Here is a 22,917-nt window from a genome sequence, read left to right as displayed (position 1 = left end):
GGGGAGTTGGAAGTAAAAGTAAATGCAAACATAACGAAAGAACTGCCTATAAAAAAAAATCGTAAGAAATTATTCGGAAGTGAAGCGTTTTATGGCTATTTATTTGTAAGCCCAATGGTACTAGGTTTTTTCGTAGTCATGTTTATTCCTTTTTTCTATTCTGTTTATATGAGTTTAACAGACTGGAAACTGCTCGGGGATCCGAATTTTATTGGCAGTGAAAATTACCAACGATTAGTCCATGATCCCGACTTTTGGGAAGTCATGAAAAATACACTGCTATTTTCCGGTGGTCTGGTTCCGATTAATATTGTGATTGCTTTATTACTGGCACTGCTATTGCAACGTAAATTACCCGGTATCGGCTTTTTTCGGACCGCTATTTTCATTCCTGTGATGACATCCATTGTGGTATGGTCAATTATTTGGAAATACATGTTTGGTACCGAGGAAGGCTTTATCAACCAAATTCTTGGGGCTTTTGGCATTGACGGTCCTGCGTGGCTGTATGACCCAGATCTCGCCATGGGTGCTGTTATTGTGGTTAGTGCTTTGAAGAATGTTGGATTGAATATGGTTTTATTCTTGGCTGCCCTCCAACAGGTTGATAGGAATCTCTATGAAGCATCTTATTTAGACGGTGCAAATAAACTTAAACAATTTTGGCATGTTACCCTACCGATGATCACACCGACTGTTTTTTTAACTTTAATCTTAACGGTCATTGGATCGATGAAAGTTTTTGGGCAGATTTATGTGATGACAGGCGGAGGGCCTGGAAATCATACTAAGGTATTAGTTTACTATATTTGGGAAAATGCGTTCAAACTATTTGATTTTGGTTATGCCTCAGCCATTGCCATTGTTTTATTTAGTATTATCTTATTTTTTACACTTATCCAATGGGGTGTAAGAAAAAGGTGGGTTTTCCATGAACAATAAGAAGAGAAATGGAGTTCTTACAAAAATATCCTTTTACGGAATATTAGGTATTATTTCTTTGATTATGATTGTGCCTTTTTTATGGATGATTAATACATCCTTTAAAGATTCAACAAAAATATTTACCTTTCAGTTAATCCCAGATCCTTTTAGGTGGGAAAACTTTCTTGAGGTACTTAAGTCTACTCCATTTCATCTATTTTATTTTAATAGTTTTTACATTGCCGTTTTGGTCACGATCGGTACGATTTTCTTCGGATCACTAGCCGGCTATGCCTTTGCAAAATTAAAGTTTAAAGGAAGTTCGTTGCTGTTCTTATGTTTATTAAGCACCATGATGATTCCCGTTGAAGTCATTACTATTCCTCTTTTTCTATTTATGAGAGATTTAGGATTGATTAATACCCATGTCCCGTTAATCGCCATTCCTATTTTAGGGCCGGCAGGAGTGTTTGGGATTTTCGTCATGAGGCAATTTTTCTTATTAGTCCCTAAAGAATTAGAAGAGGCGGCTAAGTTAGATGGATGTTCCTATTTTCGAATCTATTGGAGTATTATGCTGCCACTTGCAAAACCAGCCATCGCAACCCTAACAATATTCACCTTTTTAACAAGCTGGAATGAATTCTATGAGCCTCTTATTTACATTAATTCAAAAGAGCTGATGACCTTGCCATTAGCTTTGGCGCTATTTACTGATGAAGTAGGGACAAAATGGGAGTTATTGATGAGTGCGTCTGTCATGGCAACCGTTCCGTTGTTAATCGTATTCTTCTTAGCGCAAAAACAATTTATTGAGGGAGCCACGATGACTGGTGGAAAATAATCGATTTTGAAAAAGGATGTGTCTAGTTTGAAGTCTGAACTCTCTTTTGATGTGGTGGTGGCAGGCGGGGGACCTGCTGGCATTAATGCCGCTATTGCCGCAGGCAGGGCAGGTGCAAAAACACTGCTAATTGAACGGTATGGTTTTCTAGGAGGGATGTCAACTATTGCACTTGTATATCCATGGATGACATTTCACACTAATTCTGGAAAACAAGTCATAAAAGGAATTGCTCAAGAAATAGTAGAGAGATTAATGAAAATGGACGGTTCACCTGGCCATTTACGTGATACAGTAGGATTCACCTATTCCGTAACCCCCTATCATCCGGAAAAATATAAGTTGTTGGCATTAGACATGCTTGAAGAAGCAGGCGTTGAAGTACTTGTTCATAGTTTTGTAGATCAAGTGGAAACTGAGGGAAATCGTATTACCTCCCTGCATCTCACAACAAAGTCCGGTCCAATCCGCGTTTTTGCTAATAGATTTATCGATACGACAGGAGATGCGGACGTCGCTTACCTTTCTGGTGCTCCTTGTTTAAAAGGAAGAGACCAAGATCATAAAACACAGCCAATGACGATGAAGTTCCGAATGAGGGGTGTAAACCTTGAAAAGGTAAAGGAATCGATGAAGAATAATCCTACTAATTTTTACAAGAAAACCCCGATTGAACTATTGGATGAAATACCATTAACAGGTATTCAGGGCTTTTATAAGGAATGGAATGAATCAGACGTACCTATTAATCGGGATCAAGTGCTGTTCTTTGCAGGCCCTGAGGATGACGAGGTTCTTGTTAATTGTACTCGTGTTCAAGGTTTAGATGGAACGGATGTATTTGATTTATCAGCTGGGGAAAGAGAAGGAAGAAAACAGGTACTGATGATGGCGGAGTTCTTGCAACAGAAAATTCCAGGCTTCGAAAAGGCATCCATCTCGGCTGTTGGGACACAAATCGGCATTCGAGAGACACGACGTATTGAGGGACAATATATCCTTACGATTGAGAATGTGGTGGAAGGAAGGAAATTCGAAGATACCATTGCACTCAGCGGCTACCCAATTGACATACATGATCCAAGTGGTAAAGGCGTTCAAGCAAAAGACATCGAAGGAGATGGGAGCTATGGCATACCGTACCGATGCCTCGTGCCAAAACGAATGGATAATTTATTAGTAGCAGGGAGGTGTATTTCAACCACACACGAGGCATTAGCAACCACTAGACTGACTCCTAGCGCAATGGCCACAGGTCAAGCTGCCGGAACAGCCGCAGCCCTTTCCATTACTGATCATGTTGCACCAAAAGACGTGAATATCACCAAGTTAAGAAAATATTTAACAGATAATGGGGTAGTTCTTTAAAAGTGTCACTATTTAGGTAATGTAAAGGAGGAAAATCGTGAAAAGCTTGAGAACGTTTGTTTCACTAATTCTTGCCGTTTTTTTACTGTTTAGCTCTGTTGGTATGATTGAGGCTAAGGAGAAAAAGAATGAGCTGGCTACTGTTTTATTGGTTCCATTAGATGATCGCCCAGCCAATATCTATTTTCCTCAGCAGGTTGGACATTCAGCAGGTGTAAATGTCATTGTACCGCCAAAAGAAATGATTGGCTATTTCACGGAACCAGGTAATGGTGAGGAAATAAGCAAATGGGTCCTAGAGAACGCAGATAAGGCGGACGGATTTGTCATTTCTACGAGTATGCTTGCCTATGGAGGCCTAGTGGCTTCACGAACAGGTGTTAAATCATTAGAAGATTCCCTTAAGGATATCCAGGTTATTAAAAAGTTGAAGGAATTATATCCTGAAAAGCCTGTGTATGTTTACGATACAATCCAAAGGCTTGCCGTTACAGCCATTAGTGATGAATATGCTAAATATTATTCTCTTATTAGTGAATGGGCTATTTTGTACGATAAGGTCGTTAATTTAGGAATGGCTGGTAAAGAAAGATTAGATGAGCTGGAGTCGTTAATTCCTGCATCTGTGTTAGAAGATTACAAGAAAGCGCGAGCAAGAAATCACACCGTTAACAAAATTATGATTGATTGGGTTCATCAAGGTTATATTGACAATTTAATTTTAGCTCAGGATGATGCTGCTCCATATGGATTACACCGTGCAGAGAGAGAGCAGTTATTAGCAAAAGTCAATGAACTTCATGTTCAGGATCAAGTTTCTGTTTTCCCAGGTGCAGATGAAGTAGGTGTCGTGTATGTATCTCGTTTCGTGAACCATTACTTTCATACTTCGCCAAAGTTCTTCATTGAATATGGAGGAATTCACGGAGAAGACTGGATTGCGCCTTTTGAAGATACGACATTTGACTACAATGTGCAAAAACATATCGCTTCAGCAGGCGGTACAATTGTAGATAACGAAGATCAAGCTGATATTCATCTCCTGCTAAATACACCTTCTTCTAGTAGTTCGACAAGATCAAAGGATATAGAATGGCTGGTTAATCGAACAAAAGAATTAATGGCAAAGGGTAAACAGGTGGCGATTGGCGATGTTCTAGTGGTAAATAAAGCAGATGAACCATTTGTCATGAAGCTTGCTGAATCAGTCGATCTTACAAAAATTCTTTCCTATAGCGGCTGGAATACTGCTGGTAATGCTATGGGGATTACTGTCGGCCATGCAGCTGCACGATTTGCCTTTTTAAATCAAACCTCTGGATTTGGAGTCCCGTTGTATGAGCAAACAGCAAAGGCCCATTTCGAATTCTTACTCCATCGCTTTGCTAAAGATCAAGGATACAAAAATGTTGTCCATCCAGCAGCAAGAACCTATATACAACAAATTGGAGCAAGTGAATGGTCCCTCGGAGATAAGTATGACATAGTAAATAATTTTGTAAAAGAAAAACTCACAAAAGAGACAGAGTACTGGTATCAATACTTTGATGGTAAAAAAGTGTACATTGGCTCAAGAGGTACTAAGGATTTCTATAAAACTATCTCTTCATTAGAAAGCGTCCATGTTAAGTTACCTTGGCCGAGAATCTTCGAAGCCGAGCTTGAGCCCCATTTAGAATTTAATTAGATGAAGTGAGTTGTCAGATGCAAAAAGAGGTCGGTTCAATGGAATCCGACCTCTTTTTATTATTAAAAGGTTTGTCTGTTATTGAATTAGATTACTTTGGCCCCTTATGCTGTCACAAATCTTAAGTGGCCTTTTCCTGATAAAAGAATTCACTTTCTTCTTTTAAGTCCTAAACAAACTCATTCTTATACCGATATAAATATTAGAGGCTTTAAAAACATTCCTCTCTACCAACTTGCACAGAATAAAAAAAGCCTACATCGAGGCTTTTAATTTCACCTGTACGATTTATTGAAGAGAAATTAAAGTCATTTGTTGACCTCTTTTTCCTTCAAGTGTTAGGGTTACTATTTTCCCTTGGTAGTTAAATAATTCATTTTTCAGGTTGCCTTTTGCTTTTGCACAATAAGTGTTGCCATCAGACGTGATAAAACGGAAAGTTCCATCAGCGTCTACTCCTCCTATTTTAGCTGTTACTCTTATTTGAGTAGTAGTAGAGGTAGTTGTGACAGGGACTTTGATTGTTTGTCCAATTTTCAACTTTGATGGGTTTACTGTTGGATTTAGTGCTTGAATGGATGAGACAGAGACCCCTAATGCTTTACTTATTTTTGTAAAAGTATCACCGCTCTTAATTACATATTCAGATGAACTTATTGTTGAGCTGTTATTTTTATCAGACTCATTTGTTGTATTGTTGTTTTTATCGGACTCATTTGTTGTATTTTTGACAGGGACTTTAATTGTTTGTCCAATTTTCAACTTTGATGGGTTTACTGTTGGATTTAGTGCTTGAATGGATGAGACAGAGACCCCTAAAGCTTTACTTATTTTTGTAAAAGTATCACCGCTCTTAATCACATATTCAGATGAACTTATTGTTGTGCTGTTATTTTTATCGGACTCATTTGTTGTGCTGTTGTTTTTATCGGACTCATTTGGTGTATTTGTTGGCGCGTTATTCGTTAAATATGTTGCACTAACAAACGCTGTTTTGCCGTTGAATTTAATCTGAGCCCAACCATTAGAGATTGATGTAACAGACACACGATCATTTAATTTTAACGAACCCAGTACAGCACTGTTCGTAGAAGCAGCATCTCTAACTTTCAACGACGATGCAGTTACATACATTGTTTTTGCTTGAGATTCGACTGTTGATGAACCTGCCGGTGTTTGTGTAAGGTAGGCAGCACTCACAAAACAAACGCGTCCTTTAATCAAAATGGCAGCCCATCCGTTTTCTACGTATGCAACCTTCACAACATCACCTTTTTTATATGTTCCAATAATACTACTTATAGTGTTTGGCTGCGAGCGAACATTTAGTGATGTGGCGGTAACAGTTCTGTCTTCTACTTTTGGTAATAGAATTTTTTTACCGTCAATGGAAGACAGCCCATTGGCATCTAAAATTTCCTGCGCTGTGACACCATGTTTTGCAGCGATTGTTTCAATATTTTCACCGCTTTTTACCTGATACGTGTATTCTTGAATAAATCCTGCATTCGCAGTGATTGTATATAAGCCAAGAACAACTGTAAAAATGCCAGTCACTACAAGTTTTTTTACTACAGAATTTTGAATCCATTGGCTAACCTGTGAAACATATGTATTCCAATTTTCACGAATATCTTTTAAGAATCCTTTGATATCTAAAACATTTCGAATATCAAACTGTAGGCTTTGATAATATTCGCGTCTTTCCATCCTTGAAGTAAAAACGGGTACACTTTTTACTTGCTTCTTTTTTCCATAAGTTTCTTTCCTGCTTAGTATTAATTCACCATTTACAACTAGTTCTTCAGTCAAAGTAACCATTTAACCCTCTCCATAGTTAATAGTAAACGTTTGCATCAATATTCAATTGCTGCCGTTCCAGATAAAGTAAAACTTCCATAAGTTAGGGTGTTCCTTCCCTCACTTATCCTTATTTGTTTTTCTGAAAGTCTTGAAGTGGCGTCTTACTGCCCATTAATGCGGGATAAGACAATGAAAAATTGACTGGCATAATTATGATATGTATTCCTTCTGTAGTATTACAGGCATATGTTCATGGTTGATAATAAAATCTTTATTTGTTACTAAATGCCAGCTATCACAATTAACTCTCCCTCTATTAATATTCGACGCTCTGTGTCATTTTCTGTCCCATTTTTGTCATAATTAGTAGAAAATAGATGATGTTGGACATACTACCATTTTCATAATTAGCTGCAATCTATTACCTTCTGTAGAAAATCCAGTAATAAAGTACTAGTTTCTGTAACAGGATCAATCTCGTTCAGTCTCTACTAAAAGTTCCTTTTTTAAATAATTTGGCATCTATCGACATTCTTTTTTAGCGTTTAGGTGTAAAAAGTGTTTATGGAAGCAGGCTTAAGGCAACTTTAATCAAATGTTTGAGTAGTGCTGAAAAAAAGGGAAATGAGTAGAAACATGTAGGTCCAAACGAATGAAATCATTTTCTGGGGAATATTGTTTTATTTTCTGGCGAAGTTTTACTTGTATAGCGACAAAATATTTTTCTGTCAGATTGATAGAATCCCTTGGTAGCAGTGTTTACTAAGTTTTTAAGCAAACGATTAGTTAGGTTAGTACATGTAGAGAATAGTTGATATTTGTATTTTCTGTGGGAAGAGCTCGTTTGTTATGGAAAAGTCCCATTTTCTATACAACTTTCAACAAATTTCTTCTCGCACTTGAGAGACTAAAGCTTAATATAATAGAGTTTATAGTGGATTTAATCAAACGTTTGATTATGGAGAAACTACTAGAATTTTTTTATCACAAGTGGATTTTAGGGATGAAGTAAGATGGATAGTTTAATTCTTGGTTCAATTTTTTATAACAAGCGAACCTATTTATTGAACACACAGGCGGATCAATTAAAGAAGGAATAACGTCTTCAAATATAGTAATGAAAAGGGAGAAAATCAATTTTATGGGGGAAACACATTGAATAACATAGAATTTATTCGAAATGAAGAGAAGAAGTATCACGATTTTTGCTATGAGAACTATAAATTATTTGAAGAAGGTTCTTGGTTGTATAAACCAGTTAAAACTGTAATGGATTTATTACCTTTATTTGATAATAATGAAAGCTTAAATGTCATTGATTTAGGTTGTGGGGTTGGTAGAAATAGTATTCCGATAGCCGAAGCAATAAAAAATAAGAATGGCAAAGTTGTTTGTGTAGATTTACTGGATTCGGCATTAAACAAATTAAAAGAATATAGTAAACAATATAAAGTTGAGAAAGTAATTCGAACGGAAAAAGCAGATATAGGTAACTATAAAATAAAGCCAAATGAGTTTGATTTTATTATTGCAGTATCCGCTTTAGAACACGTTAAGTCAGAAGAAGTTTTTGAAGAAGTAGTTCGACAAATGCCTGAAGGTACTAAAAACAACGGAGTAAATTGCCTCATAATAAATTCTGAAGTTCAAGAAATAGATTTAGAAACAAATGAAAAGCTAGATGTACTAATGGAATTAAATCTTTCGATAGAAGTGATGATGAATAAGTTAAGTAGTATATATACAGGATGGGAAGTATTAAAAACAGTTGTAAACCCATTAGAATACAACATTACTCGAAGTGAAAAACCTGTATTATTAAAAACCAATGCTATAACATATGTTGTAAGAAAAAGTATTGGATAGTTCTTTCAACTATCCTGAAAATTAAATTATCCTTCATTTGCTGGTGCAGTAACTAGGTATGTTTGCCTACCATGTAAGAACGTAATTTTTTTTGCATTTACTGTGGTGAAGCTATACTCCTCCATGGAAGGCTAACGGAACTGGTTACTTGAAGATGGATAAGTATTTAAGGTAAAGAATAATAATGTAATACATCTTTTAAGGAGTAATATTTACTATGATTTTTAATGAGGAGAAAATTATTTGGCTTATTAGAGAAGATAAATGGATGATGGACATATTAAAATCAGCAAAATTATTGAATTTGCCAGATTGGTGGATATGTGCTGGATTTGTTCGTTCAAAAATATGGGATACATTACATAATTTCAATGAAAGAACCCTAATCCCAGATATTGATGTAATTTATTTTGACCCTAAAAATATTGATGAATTAGAGGAAAAGAAACTTGAGGAAATCCTAAAAACCCTAATGCCTAACATTCCTTGGTCTGTAAAGAATGAAGCAAGAATGCACATTAAAAGCAATATGCCTCCTTATTCTTCTTCCGTTGATGCTATTTCAAAGTTTCCTGAAACAGCGACAGCTTTAGGGGTGAAATTGGATGAAAACGACAATGTGATATTAACAGCCCCTTGTGGAATTAGTGATGTTGTCAATCTAGTGGTGAAGCCCACTCCTTTTTTTACAGAGACTAAAGAACGAATAGAAATTTACGAAGACCGCATAACAAAAAAGAATTGGAAATCAACTTGGCACAACTTAAAAGTTATTCTTTCAATAATTCTTATTAACAGGTGCTAGAGTTTGGAACAGGGATTGCTGCTACGATCCTTTTTTTATTAATAAAAGAAGCAGGTTTGGCTGAATAACAATTCCATTACCTTATGAATAATAATGAAATTATCTAATTTCCATGGTAAAGCCCAAAATGAAGAAAATACTCATTTCAAGTCTAATCAATCTTTCAGGAAGTGAGCAAATGAAAAAAGAAAAGCTAATTAAAAAATATGATAAACAGGTAAAGATGTATGAAAATAATCGTCCTAATCAAAAGTTTGCTGGATTAAGAAATAAAATAATAAAAAACGCATACGGAAAAGTCTTAGAGGTCGGAGTTGGAGCTGGAGCGAACTTTCCTTACTATGATAGTAATAATGTTGAGGTAACAGGAGTTGATTTTAGCTCAGAGATGATTAAGAGTGCCAAAAGAGCAGCATCAATTTTTCAAGTGAAAGCAGAATTTATACAGGAAGATATTGATGAGTTGATATTAGAACACAACTCTTTTGATTGCATCGTATCAACCCTTTCACTTTGCAGTTATCCTGACCCAATTGTAACATTAAGTAAATTTAATAGTTGGTGCCGTAAGGATGGGATCATACTGTTAATGGAACATGGTCTGAGCTCTAATCCATTACTATCCTTTACTCAAAAAATGATTGACCCGCTTTATGCTAAAATATCTGGGTGTCATTGTAACAGAAATATCGATAAGATAATTGAAAAATCTACTCTTCAGGTCGATCATATCGAACGTTATTGGTCAGATATCATCTATTTAATACGGGCAAGACCTTCTAAGTAACAGTACGATTCTTTTTAACCTAATGAGTGCGATTCTTCTATAAGAATGGTCGCCTTTTTTTATTCAAGTAATGGGAGTTTAGTTCATTGATTTGATTGAAATCACCTATGATATGATTAGAATTGGACTTATTAATAAGGGGGCTTTTAAATGACACCAGAACAAATTGTTAGAGAATTTTTTGAAGAAGTCCGTTCAGGTAATAATCCTGACTACTCAAATCAATTAATGGCAGAACAAGTATTGGCACATCAAATTGTATCTGAAGAAGAACAAACAGTGTTAAGGACACCGAAAGATTATGCTGAACACGTAAGAGAAATGAATGAAGCCTATGGTAATTTTTCTTTAGAAATTCAAGAATTATTAGTACAAGGAAATAAAGTATATGTACGTTGGAAACAAGTAGGTACACACGTAGGAGAAATCGATGGATACCAACCTACAGGACTCCCAGTAATTCAAATGGCAAGTGCGGTGTATAGAATAGAAGATGAAAAAATTTCAGAGTATTGGATTCAAATTGATAGGTCAGGAATTCAAAAACAATTAGAGTGCAATAAAAATATCAAAGGTAGTTAATTATATTCAATGTACTAGAAAAATAAAAGTGTTACGCAAGATTTGTTAATAAACTCTTGATAAACTATCGGGTGCATTAGTAAAAATATCTAAAGGTGATCAAATAATGAATATACAGGTTAAACTAAAAGATATAATTGAGGAAATGGAAATACAGTTTGAAGAGTCACGTTCATTATTAAATATTAAAACAGGGGAAATAGTGCTAGTAACATCGGAGGACTTGAGAGCAGCAGAAGACGAAAAACCATTTGATCATTTATCTGAATGGGAACAAGAAAATAGAATAATCGCAAATGATGTGGTTGAAAACTTTGAAAATTACATTGAGTTACCAACTAAATATGAAGTAAATGAATATGAAATAATGGAAAACTTTTGTCAAAAAGTAAGTGATCAACGCAAGCAGGATTCCTTATTAAGGGCAATTAGGGGAAAGGGGGCCTTTCGAAGATTTAAGGACAAAATAATTGATTTAGAAATAGAAAATCAATGGTATTTATACCGAGACGAGCATTTTAAACAAATTGCGATTAAATGGTGTCAGGAAAATAACATAAACTTTATTGAATAGAAAAGCGGGGAGCGATTACTGAACAAAGGGTAATCGCCTTTTTTTATTTAAGTAAAGGATGTGAAAAATTGTACTTAAACAGGTGCGGTAGTTGAACAAGTAATTTTGTGCGAAGATGAATCGACTTTTTTATATTGATACTAGCTTAGCGTAGAAAAAAACAGCTTCTGTTTCTAAAAATGTTTGTGTGGGTTTTATTTCACATTGTTGGCGGTACCCCATGCCCATCAAACTAAGAATAAAAGTCCCCAAAAAATAAAAAAACGCTATTCATTCTGTAATAGATGGAAAGGATGGTGCTTTTTTGTGTAGCATTTTTTCAAATGAACATACTCTCTTTTCTCAGGAATTAGAACGATAGCTATTGGATCAGTAGGTAATCACCTAATTTGAAAAAAGATAAGCTCTTTCCTAGATACAGTTCATATCATGATAGTGGTTAGACAATCTACTTCAAAAAGCAGGTGAAAACATATGTATCATCATTATGGAACAGGATATATGCCATATCCTTTTTACGGAACTCATATGGGACACGGATACCCATTGTACTATCACTACCATCCTCACTACCATCATCATCATCATCATCTACCCCTTCTAGTTCATCATTATCATGTTGAAACCCCGGAATTTGCTGTGCCGTTGCAGGCACCAGTCCGATAGCGAACGTGGAACCCCAAATTTATTAACATAAAACTCAATATTACATTTATTAGTAATGTAATTGGTAAAAACAGTTAGTCCCACCTTTGAAGTGGGCTTTTTTTGTAGCTTATTGATATATAATCAAATGACCATACGGTGGCGATGTATTGGTGTTTCCGTCGATAACCCTGTTAGGAAGAGCGGTGAATGGAGATTTTCTGCTTTCCATAATTGCCGTATAAAACATCCTAACTTCATCCAAAAGATTTTCATGGGGGAAAGAAAAAATAAATATAATTTCAATATGTAATATTGCTATTCACTAATCATTTGGAGTGTATTTTAACTTACCTACAATGTGCTGTAAAACAGATCTCGTTAATACTCAATAAGGGATATTCAATTCTATTACGAATAATTTAGTCAGCCTTTTTATTAAACAAACGGGCGCTTAAGCTCAAGATGGATCGCTGTGGCGATCTGTTTTTTTACGGGCAGTTCAATAAGAAAATAAATTATTTATTGACATTATAATCCAATTGGTTATAATTTAAGTAATTAAGTAATTACTTAAATATTGAAAAAGGAGGTAACCATGGTTGTCCATCAATGAAACATTTAAAGCTTTATCCGATGAAAATAGAAGAAAAATTTTAGACCTTTTACAAAATGGCGATATGACTGCAGGAGATATTGCTAAACATTTTGAAATGAGTAAACCAGGAGTATCTCAGCACTTGTCTATTTTAAAAAATGCTGAATTAGTATATGCCATTAAAAAGGGGCAGTATGTTTATTATTCTTTAAATTCAACCGTTTTTCAGGATGTTTTGAAGTGGATTATTCAGTTTAATTCAACCACAAAGGGGGAGGATTTATGATGAAAAAAGTTTGTATAGGTTTATTAATTATCTTATCTTTTGGTGTCAGTATTTATATATATAATACGACTATGGTGTTCGAAGAAACGAGATATGGCAATACGGAAGTACTATTATTTAGTATTCCGTTTACATTGTGTTTAGTAAACAGTAGTCTATTATATCTTCCCAGACTCGTTAAATTTCAAGGCTCTTTTTCTCGCTATAAAAAAGGTATAGAGAGCATATTTTTGTCCATTTCAGTTATCCTTTTTATGCTTCATTCCAGCTTAGTCCTGATCGTAACAGGTTCAGATGGTAACCTGGTCCTGTTAATCCCTTTAAGCGTAGGTATCGTGCTTATCACCACAGCTAACACTCTTCCTAGATTTAAATTAGAAATAAATAAAACTTCCTCAGAATTAACACAATCAACTCATCAAGTATGGAACATAGTAGTACGCCCATTTTCTTTACCATTGTTTATTGGCGGGTTAGTCATGTTACTTTGTGTGTTTCTCCCAGAAAATTTGATCCTTATCGGCTTCTTCTCAATCCTTTTATGTACATTACTTTTATCTATATTTCTTTCATATAAAGCATATCAATTACATTTAAATAATGGAGGGAGGTTCATTGAATAGAGGTAAAGTTTGTTCCGAATGCGGTTCAAAAGAGACTAGAACTGGCGAGTTCAAAGGTTATGGAGCATTATTCAAGAAAAAAGCAATGATTAAATGCTCCGAAGTGGATGCTTGTTTCTGTATCGATTGCGGTCTTTTATTAAGTTTAAAAGTAAGAAACCCAGAAAAGTTTTTATAAGATATTGCTGAGCTAAAGGGTACAAGAGTTAAAGATCCAGCTGCCCCTTTTTGGGGTCTTTTTCTTATTCAACGGGAGCGTTTCTACAATAAGTGGAGACGTTTTTTTACTAATGGACAGGTCAGTGAGACAAGGACTAAATAACTATCTACAATGGAGGAAGCGGTTATGTCTAAATGGACAAGAGAAATGATTGAAACTTCCCGTGGAAACTTTGAGGTTTTTGTAAAAGGAAAAGGCGAACCTATTTGTATAACTCATCATTACTCCGAATTTAATGAGACCGGGGATTACTTTGCTGACACATTTACTGACAATAACAGAGTTTTTTTAGTTAACTTAAAGGGTGCTGGAAATTCTGATAAAGGAAGTAATGCACATGAATTAAGCATGGTTGACGCTGTGCTTGACCTTGAAGAGATACGAAAAGTGAATGGTTTATCGTCTTGGACATTTGCTGGACATTCAACAGGTGGAATGATTGGGGTTATATATGGTATTCATTTTTCAACCTCATTAAAATCACTTATTCTTGTCGGCTCTTCTGCAAGAGAATATACCTCATCATCAAGTAAGTGTATATATAATGAAGGACATCCTAAATTTAAAAGAATGCAAGAATTGATTGAGCTTTTAAAACTCCCAAACCTTTCCGAAGATGAAAGGAAGAGATTATCTAAAGAGAGAACTCAATTATCATTATTTAAACCCGAAAATTATGAACGATATTTTTCAAAAAACATCGTTAAAAAAATGTCTGCAAATAGAATGAATTTTTTTATTAGAGAGCAGCTAATTTTTGATGTTACTCGGCAATTATCAGCAGTTAAAACAAAAACTGTCATTCTTTGCGGCAGACATGATGTTCAATGTCCTGTAGATTTTTCCATCGAAATGAGTGAATTAATCCCAGATGCTTCGCTGCATATTTTCGAACAAAGTAACCATTATCCATTTTTAGAAGAAGAGCTCGAGTATAAACGAATTATAAATAGCATAGTATCTTAAATTTCTTATTGAATATGTTGGATAGTTCCTATCGAGACTAAAGGATTTATCGATGTGCTTAAAGAAATATCTGTCAATAAGCGTATTCCTGGAGTGGATCTGATGGAGACTAAAGAATACTTTAATGAAAGTAACTAAACTGGTTACTACTATCACGAGGAATGCTGGGAACCAGTATATGAATGTTACCTTAAAACAATTGTTGAATAGGAAAATATGGTAGTTGGGACATGTTCTTAAATGAACTGCTAGATGCTTATGAAAATAATTTACTCCTACATTGTAAGGAGTACCAAGACACAACGACAGGTATTCTATAAATATTTAATAGTACAATTTTACTAAATTCAACGAATCGTATTGAAACTGAAGATGAAAGCGGTTTATAATAGGGTAAATAATTGGTTTCATGTTACTAGAATTTTACTAGGCATGGGAAACAAAGCGAGTGCAGTCTCGTTGGTTTTCCATGCCTTTTTATTTTCTAAGTAGGAAAATCTAGCAGCCAATTATTTAAAAAATAAATGGAGGAGTGTGATTTAATTACTATTGATGAAACCCTTGAAAATAGCTGGCTTGGCGGTTATTGAATGCTAACTTTAACATCATTGAAAAACTTATGTACAAAAGGAGAAAGAAATTTATGAAAAAGATAATGGTTTTGCTCTTAAGTACTGTTTTGCTATTACAATGTTTTTTCTTTCCTTCAAAGACTCTTAATGCGCAAGCAAAAGAAAATACATACAATAATGACTATGTAGCAACTATTAATTTTGATAAATTTAAGAAGAAAATTAAAGAAGATGATTTGATGTTGACAGTGAAAAAAACACTGTTAAATGCGAATAAATACGCTTTAAACGCATGGTATAAAGATAAAAAACACCTTGATACGCAAGAAGACCAGGAGTATTACAATCTTTACAAAGCTGCCGGTTCATCTGTTAATGAATATATTTATCGTTTCCCGGCAGGTCAGGCTTTTGGGCTGGCTGTTTCACTTAAAACAGGTGCCTATGATGAAAGTTATACTGGAGTAAGTGAAGAAGACGCAAAAAATTATGTAATCAAATTATCAACTTCTGTTGCGTATGCCCATAAATCCAATGGCGGTAATTATAAGTCTTGGGGAGATGATTGGCAGGCAGCTCATTGGGCATATTATGCAGGGTACGCAGCATGGCTATTTTGGGACGATTTGAATGAGGAACAAAGAAAATTGATACAAAACATGATTACTCATGAAGCAGATCGTTTCATCAATAAAAATCCTGATTATTGGAAACTTACAAACGGAAAAGAATTATACCCAGGAGATTCAAAAATTGAAGAAGATGGTTGGAACTCCGAATTATTGAATCTAGCTTCTCATATGTTACCACAGCATGAACATGCAGATGCATGGTATTACCGCATGATCGAATATCAGTTAGCTGCCTTCGCTACTCCAGAGATGAATGAAAGTGATGAAATCATCCATGGAAGAAAAGCAAAAGATTGGGTTTATGGATATAATGTCAATAGCGATGGAACAGTCATCAATCATAATCTTATCCATCCAGTCTATAATGCATCGGCAACCGGTGTAAACAGCTCAATTGTTAATAGCCTAGTTGGCGAAAAACTTCCACTAGCTGCAAAATACAATTTGGAACATCTTTATAGTGGATTAACTGAAGCAACCTTTACATCTCCACCGTATGATGCACCGGGTGGAACAATGTATGTAAAAGATTCTAGCGAATTATATTATCCTCAAGGTTCGGACTGGGGCAAGGGAATATACGATACATTTGCCAATATTGATATTTCTGCTTATGTATATGGATACGGTAAAGATGCGAAAAAATGGGCAAAATTGCATGCGAATAAAGTTTTAGAACAGCAAGGCCGCTATGAAGATGGTCACACATATGAGCCGAATGAAAATTCCTATTTAGGAAGAGAGGAAGCAATATCTACAAGAATGGGTTCTGCTTATATGACGCTTTGGTTAAATGAAAAAGTACGTGTGAAATTTTCTAACAAGCCTGTAGAATTTCCACATAAAGATTTACCAAGTATTGGAGCAAATCAGGAATATGCTTTTGCAAGCGAAAGTACTTATGTTCGCGGCGGGAGTTACGCTAACACTTCCTATTATCCAACAGACGTAATGGAAGTGAAAAATGATGGAGGCGAAGCTTCCTCTTATTCCCGAGAAGGTTATCTAAAATTTGATTTATCTGAAATAAAAAGCTATCCGAAATCGGCAATGCTTTACATTCCTGTAGTAGATGTGGGAAGCTTAGTAGAATCTAAAAATATAACAAATTCTATTGAATTGGTAGACGATAATTCATGGTCTCAAGAAAATCTTACATTTAAAAACAAGCCCTTAAAAACTGGAAAAATAATAGAAACATGGACTCCAAATAAAAACGGGCTGATGATTGATATAAGCGAATATGTAAAAAAAGCCTATGATTCAGATGGGAAATTGAGTTTAAGAATCTTTTCTAATGTTAGTTCTTCTGGAGATACTTTTGTAAGATATGGAACGAGTCGTCAAGCTGATCCAAATTATATACCAAGATTGACCTTGACATACTGAATTGAGAATGGAAGGGGTTCCAATAGCGAGGATAACAAACCTGAAGAAAATCCCGATGGAACGCCTGATAAAAAAAGGTGACATTAAGACCTTTATCGATAGTCAACATAGTTATCCTAAAGAATGAAACATTTATATTTTGTACAGTTAAAAAGGAAATTTAAATTCTATACTAGACAACTTTTAGAACACCTACTTCAGTTGGTGCTAGAGGTGAAGACTAAGCTGCCATAACTACAGGCAGCTTTTCTTTTCCTCCATCTGTAACTTAAATGCTGAACATCTTAATGTTGAACAAAAGTAAGAGGTTGAAGCATATTATAAAGATTTAGACCTTGATATCTTAAGCAGTTAAACTTTGTTTTTAAATCCACACAAATTATTAAATTTATAGTTTCCCAATATAACTTAGTTGATCGATTTCCTTTGAATCCATGGCCCCATCTAAGATTTTCTGAACATCGTTTAAGGTATCATGAAGACTGACTGCTGTGCCCTTTTTACCAGTAAACTCTTCTGCTACATAAAATGGCTGAGTAAGATAGGCTTCTAGAAGTTCGCCTCGTTTGTAAGTTTGAACTTCTGAGCTCGGAACACTGTTAATACCTCTTCCGTTGACAATCGAGCGTAATTCTCGGTAACGCCTAAGTAATTTCTTAGCACGCTGCTGAGTAGTGAAATGAATTTGGTCTACATGTGATCCTTCAAGTACCGATGAAGTTGAATAAATAGGATTGACTGCAGGGAATTTATGTCTTGTTGCTAAATCAATATCAAATTGCCAGAGTGTTTCAAGTGGGCCGTACGGAAGGTCTTCGTCAACAGCCTCCCCTTTTAAGTCGATAAGTAAAGTTGTCACATTTTCTATCCCAATGTCCTGTAATCGTTCCTGCAGCTTGTGGATTTCACCGGTGATAACGTGTGCTCGGTCAGCGGCAAAAATAATATCCTTCGATTTGCCGTTTGCAGCCATTTTCTCATAAGCTTCATCAATAGAATTCGATACGATATCAACATAGTCGATTGTATCTTTCACTTCTGGATGTTCACCTTCTGGCATTAAGAGGTGAGTGAGATATCCTTCCGTTGTTAATCGATGGAAAAGCTCTGTAAGAATAACCAATTGACCCATTCCCGGTCGGGCAACTAAACCGACCGTACCTCCTTTTACAAGCGGAGCAAACAAATCCAACGTCTTAATCTTCGTTTCAATCATTTCGATCTTCTCCCCTCTGATTATCAAATCATCCAAACTGCATTCAGCTAACATTGATAGTGCTACCAGCGTACGCACTTCTGCCCGACCGACTGAAATCTTACCATTGCACAGATTAGAGACCGTTGCTGGGCGTAACCCTACAGACCGTGCTGCACTTGTTAAGTTTGGAACCCGTCTGCGTAATAAAGCAACATTTAAACGAATATTTTCAAAGTTATCCATTTTATGGCACCTCCTCCTTTACTCTATATAGTAATTAATTTTACTTTAAAACGCAATAGTCTTTTTGTGTAATAAAGTAATTATTTTTAATTTTAAGATTTCAATGGTTATGGTTTTTTGAAAAAACAATCGACTATGAGCTAACGGAACAGTTTAGTAGTTTTTAATATAATTATCAGAATAATAGTAGATATTTTAGTCTATTAATAATTATAATAGACTATGAAGGGGTTATTAATGAGACAAAAAAGGTGTGTTCCTAGGTTGCACCTTGATTTTTTTAACATCTATGCAGGAGCGCTTACTCTTTTTTGCAAATATAGGGGATAAGGAAGCGGTTATAATGAGTAACATTCAGAACAAAACAGACGTTATCTTAATTGGTGCTGGAATCATGAGCGCGACTTTGGGATCTTTATTGAAAGCGTTAGCACCTGAATGGGAAATCAAAGTGTTTGAGAAACTTGCAAACGCTGGTGAAGAAAGCTCTAACGAATGGAATAATGCGGGTACGGGACATTCTGCACTTTGCGAGCTTAACTATACTTCTGAAAAATCTGACGGATCTATAGATATTAGCAAAGCTATAAAAATTAATGAACAGTTTCAGCTTTCAAGACAGTTTTGGTCTTATCTAGTAAACAGCAATCTGATTCGTAATCCGCAGGACTTTATTATGCCAATACCACATATGAGTTTAGTACAAGGGGAAGAAAATGTAGCGTTTTTGAAAAAACGTTTTAAAGCGCTGTCAAACAATCCCTTGTTTCAAGGGATGGAATTTTCCGATGACACTGAAAAGCTGATCGAATGGATTCCGCTTATCATGGAAGGCCGTAAATTGAATGAACCGATAGCGGCCACAAAAATCGACTCTGGAACGGATGTCAACTTTGGTGCTTTAACGCGCATGTTGTTTGAACACTTAAGGAGTAACAACGTCGAGATAAACTACAAGCATAGTGTTGAGGATATTAAACGTACTAGCGGCGGCTTATGGGAATTGAAAGTGCATGATACCGATAGCGGTAAAATTGAATACCATACTGCAAAATTCGTTTTTATCGGTGGTGGGGGCGGAAGTCTGCCTTTACTACAAAAAACCGGTATTCCTGAGTCAAAACATATTGGAGGGTTCCCGGTAAGCGGACTATTTATGGTATGTAACAATCCTGAAGTTATAGCGCAGCATCATGCAAAAGTGTATGGTAAAGCTAAGGTTGGAGCTCCTCCAATGTCTGTTCCGCATCTTGATACAAGATATATCGACAACAAAAAAACATTGCTGTTTGGACCGTTTGCCGGCTTCTCGCCAAAGTTCTTAAAAACTGGTTCAAATTTTGATTTAATAGGTTCCGTAAAACCGAATAATGTAATCACTATGTTGGCGGCAGGCGTAAAAGAGATGGCATTGACGAAATACCTGATCGAGCAAGTTATGTTATCGCATGAAAAACGCATGGAAGAATTACGCGAGTTTATTCCGGACGCCAAAAGCGAGGATTGGGATACGGTGACAGCGGGCCAACGTGTGCAAGTTATCAAAGATACAGAGGCCGGAGGTAAAGGAACACTTCAATTTGGTACGGAAGTTGTTAGTGCCGCTGATGGCTCGATTGCTGCATTGCTTGGTGCTTCTCCAGGTGCTTCTACGGCAGTTCACGTTATGCTTGAAGTATTAAAAAAATGCTTCCCACAACATATGAAAGAGTGGGAACCAAAAATAAAAGAAATGATTCCTTCTTATGGCGTGTCACTAACGGAAAACCCAGAGCTTTTCCAAGAAATTCATACTTCAACAGCACAGACGCTTGGTCTAAGCGAAAAAGAACTGGTCTATAGTTAATCCTTCGATGTAGAAACAAAGGTATATAATGAATAAGCTTAAGCGACATTTTTCATCAATGGACAATTGTTTCTATGATGAAGAGGTTGAAAATACAGAGATAAAATATAAAGAATTGAGTAAATAATATAATATCATTAAAATTAAGACATAGAACCTTTAATCTATCTTTGGATTAAAGGTTCTTTTTTTAAAATTCGAAGTTAGAGAACAGATTTGTGTCCTTATTGTTTAGGAACAGGATATAGAGGTTAATGATAAATACATGTTGAATTGTTTTTCATAATGTTTATAAAAGGTCCCTTAGAAACTAATTAGTATCTTATGTGTTTTCTTTGATGAACACAATTAAAGTGATAACGGATAATGCTAAAAGAATAGGGAGGCTATATATTTATGAAAGCTGTAACATATCAAGGACCGAAACTTGTAAAAGTTAACTATGTAGAGGACGCAAAAATAGTAAATAAAGATGATATTATTGTAAAAATTATTTCTACGGCCCTAATTTAACTTATTTTTGGTTGCCAGCAATCAACCTAAGGTACTAGTTAAAAAAGCTGGCAACCACTTAAATCTTTGTTTTTTGCAGTTTAGACTTTATGTCGTTGTTTTGGGAAATGATTATACCGCTAAAAATTGATGATGTAATAATGCCTAAAATTAAAAAGAATATAATAGCTGCAAAGTTATTTTCGTGCACAATAGTTCCTCCTTAAATTTGGTAGGTATAGTATTTATCATATTTTTGATTTTATTCCTATTGAACAATTCGAGAAAAATACGAAATAGATTAAGCAGGTAGTTAATTAGGGGAATCGAAAAAGTACTCATTATGAGGACTTAAACTTTGACTACTCTTTCAAGTTTATAACGTTTATTAATGAAAAAATTATTAGTACAAAATTGCAGTAAAAGAAGGAAAGAGAAAGGAAAGTCCTTCATAAAGCTGATGAAAACCAAATCTCTAAAAGTAAGCGGAAGGAAAGTCCTTTATAAAGCTGATGAAGACCAAATCTCTAAAAGTAAGCGGAAGAAAAGTCCTTCATAAAGCTGATGAAGACCAAATCTCTAAAAGTAAGCGGAAGAAAAGTCCTTCATAAAGCCAATGAAGACCAAATCTCAAAAGGAAAGAGAAAGAAAAGTCCTTCATAAAGCCGATGAAGACCAAATCTCAAAAGGAAAGAGAAAGAAAAGTCCTTCATAAAGCTGATGAAGACCAAATCTCTAAAAGTAAACGGAAGGAAAGTCCTTCATAAAGCCGATGAAGACCAAATCTCAAAAGGAAAGAGAAAGAAAAGTCCTTCATAAAGCTGATGAGGATTTTTAAATTGGTCATTGTTAAAAAAGAGGTGCATTTGCAATTTTTCTGACTTGGTATGATCCAATGCCACCAAGCCATTGGAATAAAAACAATTTGACCAGGTTTAGCAATATGTACGCCAATTTATTAGTATCTGGATCGACAATAGAAATTTGGGCTTCACCAAAAATAACAACGTCTAACTCCAATGCGTTTAGGATGCCAATGGGGTTCCCGAATTCTTTTTGTACTAACGAAGCAGTTAAAGAAAAAATATGACTTCTGTTCAAATATGTGTTGGTATTCTGTATGACCTATTAAAGAAATTAAAAGCACGCTTCTTACGTGCTTTTCTATTTTGCATTTAATTACTTCACTTTTTTATATTAATTTGTGCCTACCTAAATTTCCGCACCTAATTTAATAATCTAATTGGCGTAAATACAATAGGAACTCATCTTCATTAATTTTTTTAATTTTGTACCTACGAATCTGGCTTTCAATTTTCTTTTGTTCATGGTCTTTATTACTAAATAAATTTGCCAATTGATAAATTGCTTCTGCCAAAATAGTTATTGTTCCAGCAGAACCTAATTCCAACCCTAGTGTTTCAGTTTCTGAAAGCTGCGATTTGGCTAACATTTCCATTTCATTTTTATAATCTCCCTTGATTACAATATAAGTTTCCTTGTTATCAAATGCTGTTAGTAAATCTTCAGTATTATGAACTTCAAAATAAGCATTTTCTTTCTCTAGCTGTAATAATTCGTCAAGTACCATTCCTTCATTTTTTTCCACTGTTTTAGCAATTGCTTGAATTGTTTTAACTGAATAACTGCTGACATTTTTTTTGTTTACACTTGAAAGCATTTGTTGACTAATTCCTGTTTCTTTGAAGACATCATACCGTTTCTTCCCATTTTTTTGTAAGTAAATATCTAAAAGACTCATTCTCTTACCCCTCCGATTGGTCTTTAATAAATTTTTTTTTACTAAAAAATAATTTACTTAATTATATTTTAGTATATGTGTTAAAAAATGTAAATGATTAATTCGTTTGATGTTTGACTTAGATCCAGCATCTTTTTCCCAAGGAGCTTTTTGTTTTGTTATTGAACATGCAGTTTGTTGAAGAATAAATGGAATAAAATAGACT

19 protein-coding genes are annotated in these 22,917 nt (G+C 35.1%); 15 read left to right on the top strand and 4 right to left on the bottom strand.

The window, feature by feature from the left end; translation table 11 throughout:
* Positions 1-6 precede the first annotated feature (6 nt).
* From QNH20_RS24545 to QNH20_RS24530, 4 genes are read left to right on the top strand one after another with little or no spacing between them, the layout of a single operon-like run.
* Positions 7-942: a carbohydrate ABC transporter permease gene (locus QNH20_RS24545; protein WP_481858005.1), complete on the top strand. Its 936-nt coding sequence runs from the start codon at positions 7-9 to the stop codon at positions 940-942.
* On the top strand, positions 932-1,768 hold the full coding sequence (locus QNH20_RS24540) for a carbohydrate ABC transporter permease (RefSeq protein ID WP_283920541.1): 837 nt from the start codon (positions 932-934) through the stop codon (positions 1,766-1,768). The genes QNH20_RS24545 and QNH20_RS24540 overlap by 11 nt, the downstream gene beginning before the upstream one ends.
* Positions 1,769-1,786: 18 nt before the next feature.
* The gene (locus QNH20_RS24535) at positions 1,787-3,136 is read left to right on the top strand and encodes an FAD-dependent oxidoreductase (protein WP_481858118.1); all 1,350 of its coding nucleotides are present in this window, start codon (positions 1,787-1,789) and stop codon (positions 3,134-3,136) included.
* Between the two features lie 37 nt (positions 3,137-3,173).
* Positions 3,174-4,823: a DUF4127 family protein gene (locus tag QNH20_RS24530; RefSeq protein ID WP_283920539.1), complete on the top strand. Its 1,650-nt coding sequence runs from the start codon at positions 3,174-3,176 to the stop codon at positions 4,821-4,823.
* Between the two features lie 288 nt (positions 4,824-5,111).
* Here the strand turns inward: QNH20_RS24530 and QNH20_RS24525 are convergent, their stop codons facing one another.
* Positions 5,112-6,644, bottom strand: a complete 1,533-nt coding sequence (locus tag QNH20_RS24525; protein ID WP_283920538.1) for a LysM peptidoglycan-binding domain-containing protein — start codon at positions 6,642-6,644, stop codon at positions 5,112-5,114.
* A gap of 1,137 nt (positions 6,645-7,781) precedes the next feature.
* On the opposite strand from QNH20_RS24525, the gene QNH20_RS24520 reads away from it, so the two are divergent.
* The 5 genes from QNH20_RS24520 (at position 7,782) to QNH20_RS24500 (ending at position 11,240) form a co-directional block, all read left to right on the top strand.
* The gene (locus QNH20_RS24520; RefSeq protein ID WP_283920537.1) at positions 7,782-8,492 is read left to right on the top strand and encodes a class I SAM-dependent methyltransferase; all 711 of its coding nucleotides are present in this window, start codon (positions 7,782-7,784) and stop codon (positions 8,490-8,492) included.
* Between the two features lie 217 nt (positions 8,493-8,709).
* A complete protein-coding gene (locus tag QNH20_RS24515; RefSeq protein ID WP_283920536.1) occupies positions 8,710-9,297 on the top strand; it encodes a nucleotidyltransferase family protein in 588 nt (195 codons plus the stop codon).
* A gap of 127 nt (positions 9,298-9,424) precedes the next feature.
* A complete protein-coding gene (locus QNH20_RS24510) occupies positions 9,425-10,084 on the top strand; it encodes a class I SAM-dependent methyltransferase (RefSeq protein WP_283920535.1) in 660 nt (219 codons plus the stop codon).
* 150 nt (positions 10,085-10,234) lie between these two features.
* A complete protein-coding gene (locus QNH20_RS24505; RefSeq protein ID WP_283920534.1) occupies positions 10,235-10,666 on the top strand; it encodes an ester cyclase in 432 nt (143 codons plus the stop codon).
* Between the two features lie 106 nt (positions 10,667-10,772).
* Positions 10,773-11,240 carry a UPF0158 family protein gene (locus QNH20_RS24500; protein ID WP_283920533.1) on the top strand — a complete coding sequence of 156 codons (468 nt, stop codon included), beginning with the start codon at positions 10,773-10,775 and terminating at the stop codon, positions 11,238-11,240.
* Between the two features lie 448 nt (positions 11,241-11,688).
* On the opposite strand, the gene QNH20_RS24495 is transcribed toward QNH20_RS24500, so the two are convergent.
* Positions 11,689-11,895, bottom strand: coding sequence for a hypothetical protein (locus tag QNH20_RS24495; RefSeq protein WP_283920532.1), 207 nt, complete (start codon positions 11,893-11,895; stop codon positions 11,689-11,691).
* A 592-nt stretch (positions 11,896-12,487) separates the two neighbouring features.
* Here QNH20_RS24495 and QNH20_RS24490 point away from each other — a divergent pair.
* The 5 genes from QNH20_RS24490 to QNH20_RS24470 all read left to right on the top strand — a co-directional run bounded on the left by QNH20_RS24490 (position 12,488) and on the right by QNH20_RS24470 (position 17,171).
* A complete protein-coding gene (locus QNH20_RS24490; protein WP_283920531.1) occupies positions 12,488-12,769 on the top strand; it encodes an autorepressor SdpR family transcription factor in 282 nt (93 codons plus the stop codon).
* Positions 12,766-13,392, top strand: coding sequence for an SdpI family protein (locus QNH20_RS24485; protein WP_283920530.1), 627 nt, complete (start codon positions 12,766-12,768; stop codon positions 13,390-13,392). The genes QNH20_RS24490 and QNH20_RS24485 overlap by 4 nt, the downstream gene beginning before the upstream one ends.
* On the top strand, positions 13,385-13,570 hold the full coding sequence (locus QNH20_RS24480; RefSeq protein ID WP_481858004.1) for a hypothetical protein: 186 nt from the start codon (positions 13,385-13,387) through the stop codon (positions 13,568-13,570). The genes QNH20_RS24485 and QNH20_RS24480 overlap by 8 nt, the downstream gene beginning before the upstream one ends.
* A 168-nt stretch (positions 13,571-13,738) precedes the next feature.
* On the top strand, positions 13,739-14,578 hold the full coding sequence (locus tag QNH20_RS24475; RefSeq protein WP_283920528.1) for an alpha/beta fold hydrolase: 840 nt from the start codon (positions 13,739-13,741) through the stop codon (positions 14,576-14,578).
* Positions 14,579-15,221: 643 nt separating this feature from the next.
* The gene (locus QNH20_RS24470) at positions 15,222-17,171 is read left to right on the top strand and encodes a CBM96 family carbohydrate-binding protein (RefSeq protein ID WP_283920527.1); all 1,950 of its coding nucleotides are present in this window, start codon (positions 15,222-15,224) and stop codon (positions 17,169-17,171) included.
* Positions 17,172-17,559: 388 nt separating this feature from the next.
* Here the strand turns inward: QNH20_RS24470 and QNH20_RS24465 are convergent, their stop codons facing one another.
* Entirely contained in the window at positions 17,560-18,612 is a 1,053-nt protein-coding gene (locus QNH20_RS24465; RefSeq protein ID WP_283920526.1) for a P-loop NTPase family protein, read from the bottom strand.
* 343 nt (positions 18,613-18,955) lie between these two features.
* Between QNH20_RS24465 and QNH20_RS24460 the strand changes: the two genes are divergently transcribed.
* Positions 18,956-20,458, top strand: a complete 1,503-nt coding sequence (locus QNH20_RS24460) for a malate:quinone oxidoreductase (RefSeq protein ID WP_283920525.1) — start codon at positions 18,956-18,958, stop codon at positions 20,456-20,458.
* Between the two features lie 1,723 nt (positions 20,459-22,181).
* Here the strand turns inward: QNH20_RS24460 and QNH20_RS24450 are convergent.
* Positions 22,182-22,712 (bottom strand): hypothetical protein, encoded by a 531-nt coding sequence (locus QNH20_RS24450; RefSeq protein WP_283920524.1) that lies wholly within the window; start codon positions 22,710-22,712, stop codon positions 22,182-22,184.
* Positions 22,713-22,917 lie beyond the last annotated feature (205 nt).

Origin of the sequence: Neobacillus sp. WH10, assembly GCF_030123405.1 — a bacterium.
Taxonomy (GTDB): domain Bacteria; phylum Bacillota; class Bacilli; order Bacillales; family Cytobacillaceae; genus Neobacillus.
Note: the sequence above shows the minus strand (reverse complement) of the source record. Positions and strands in the feature narration are given on the sequence as shown.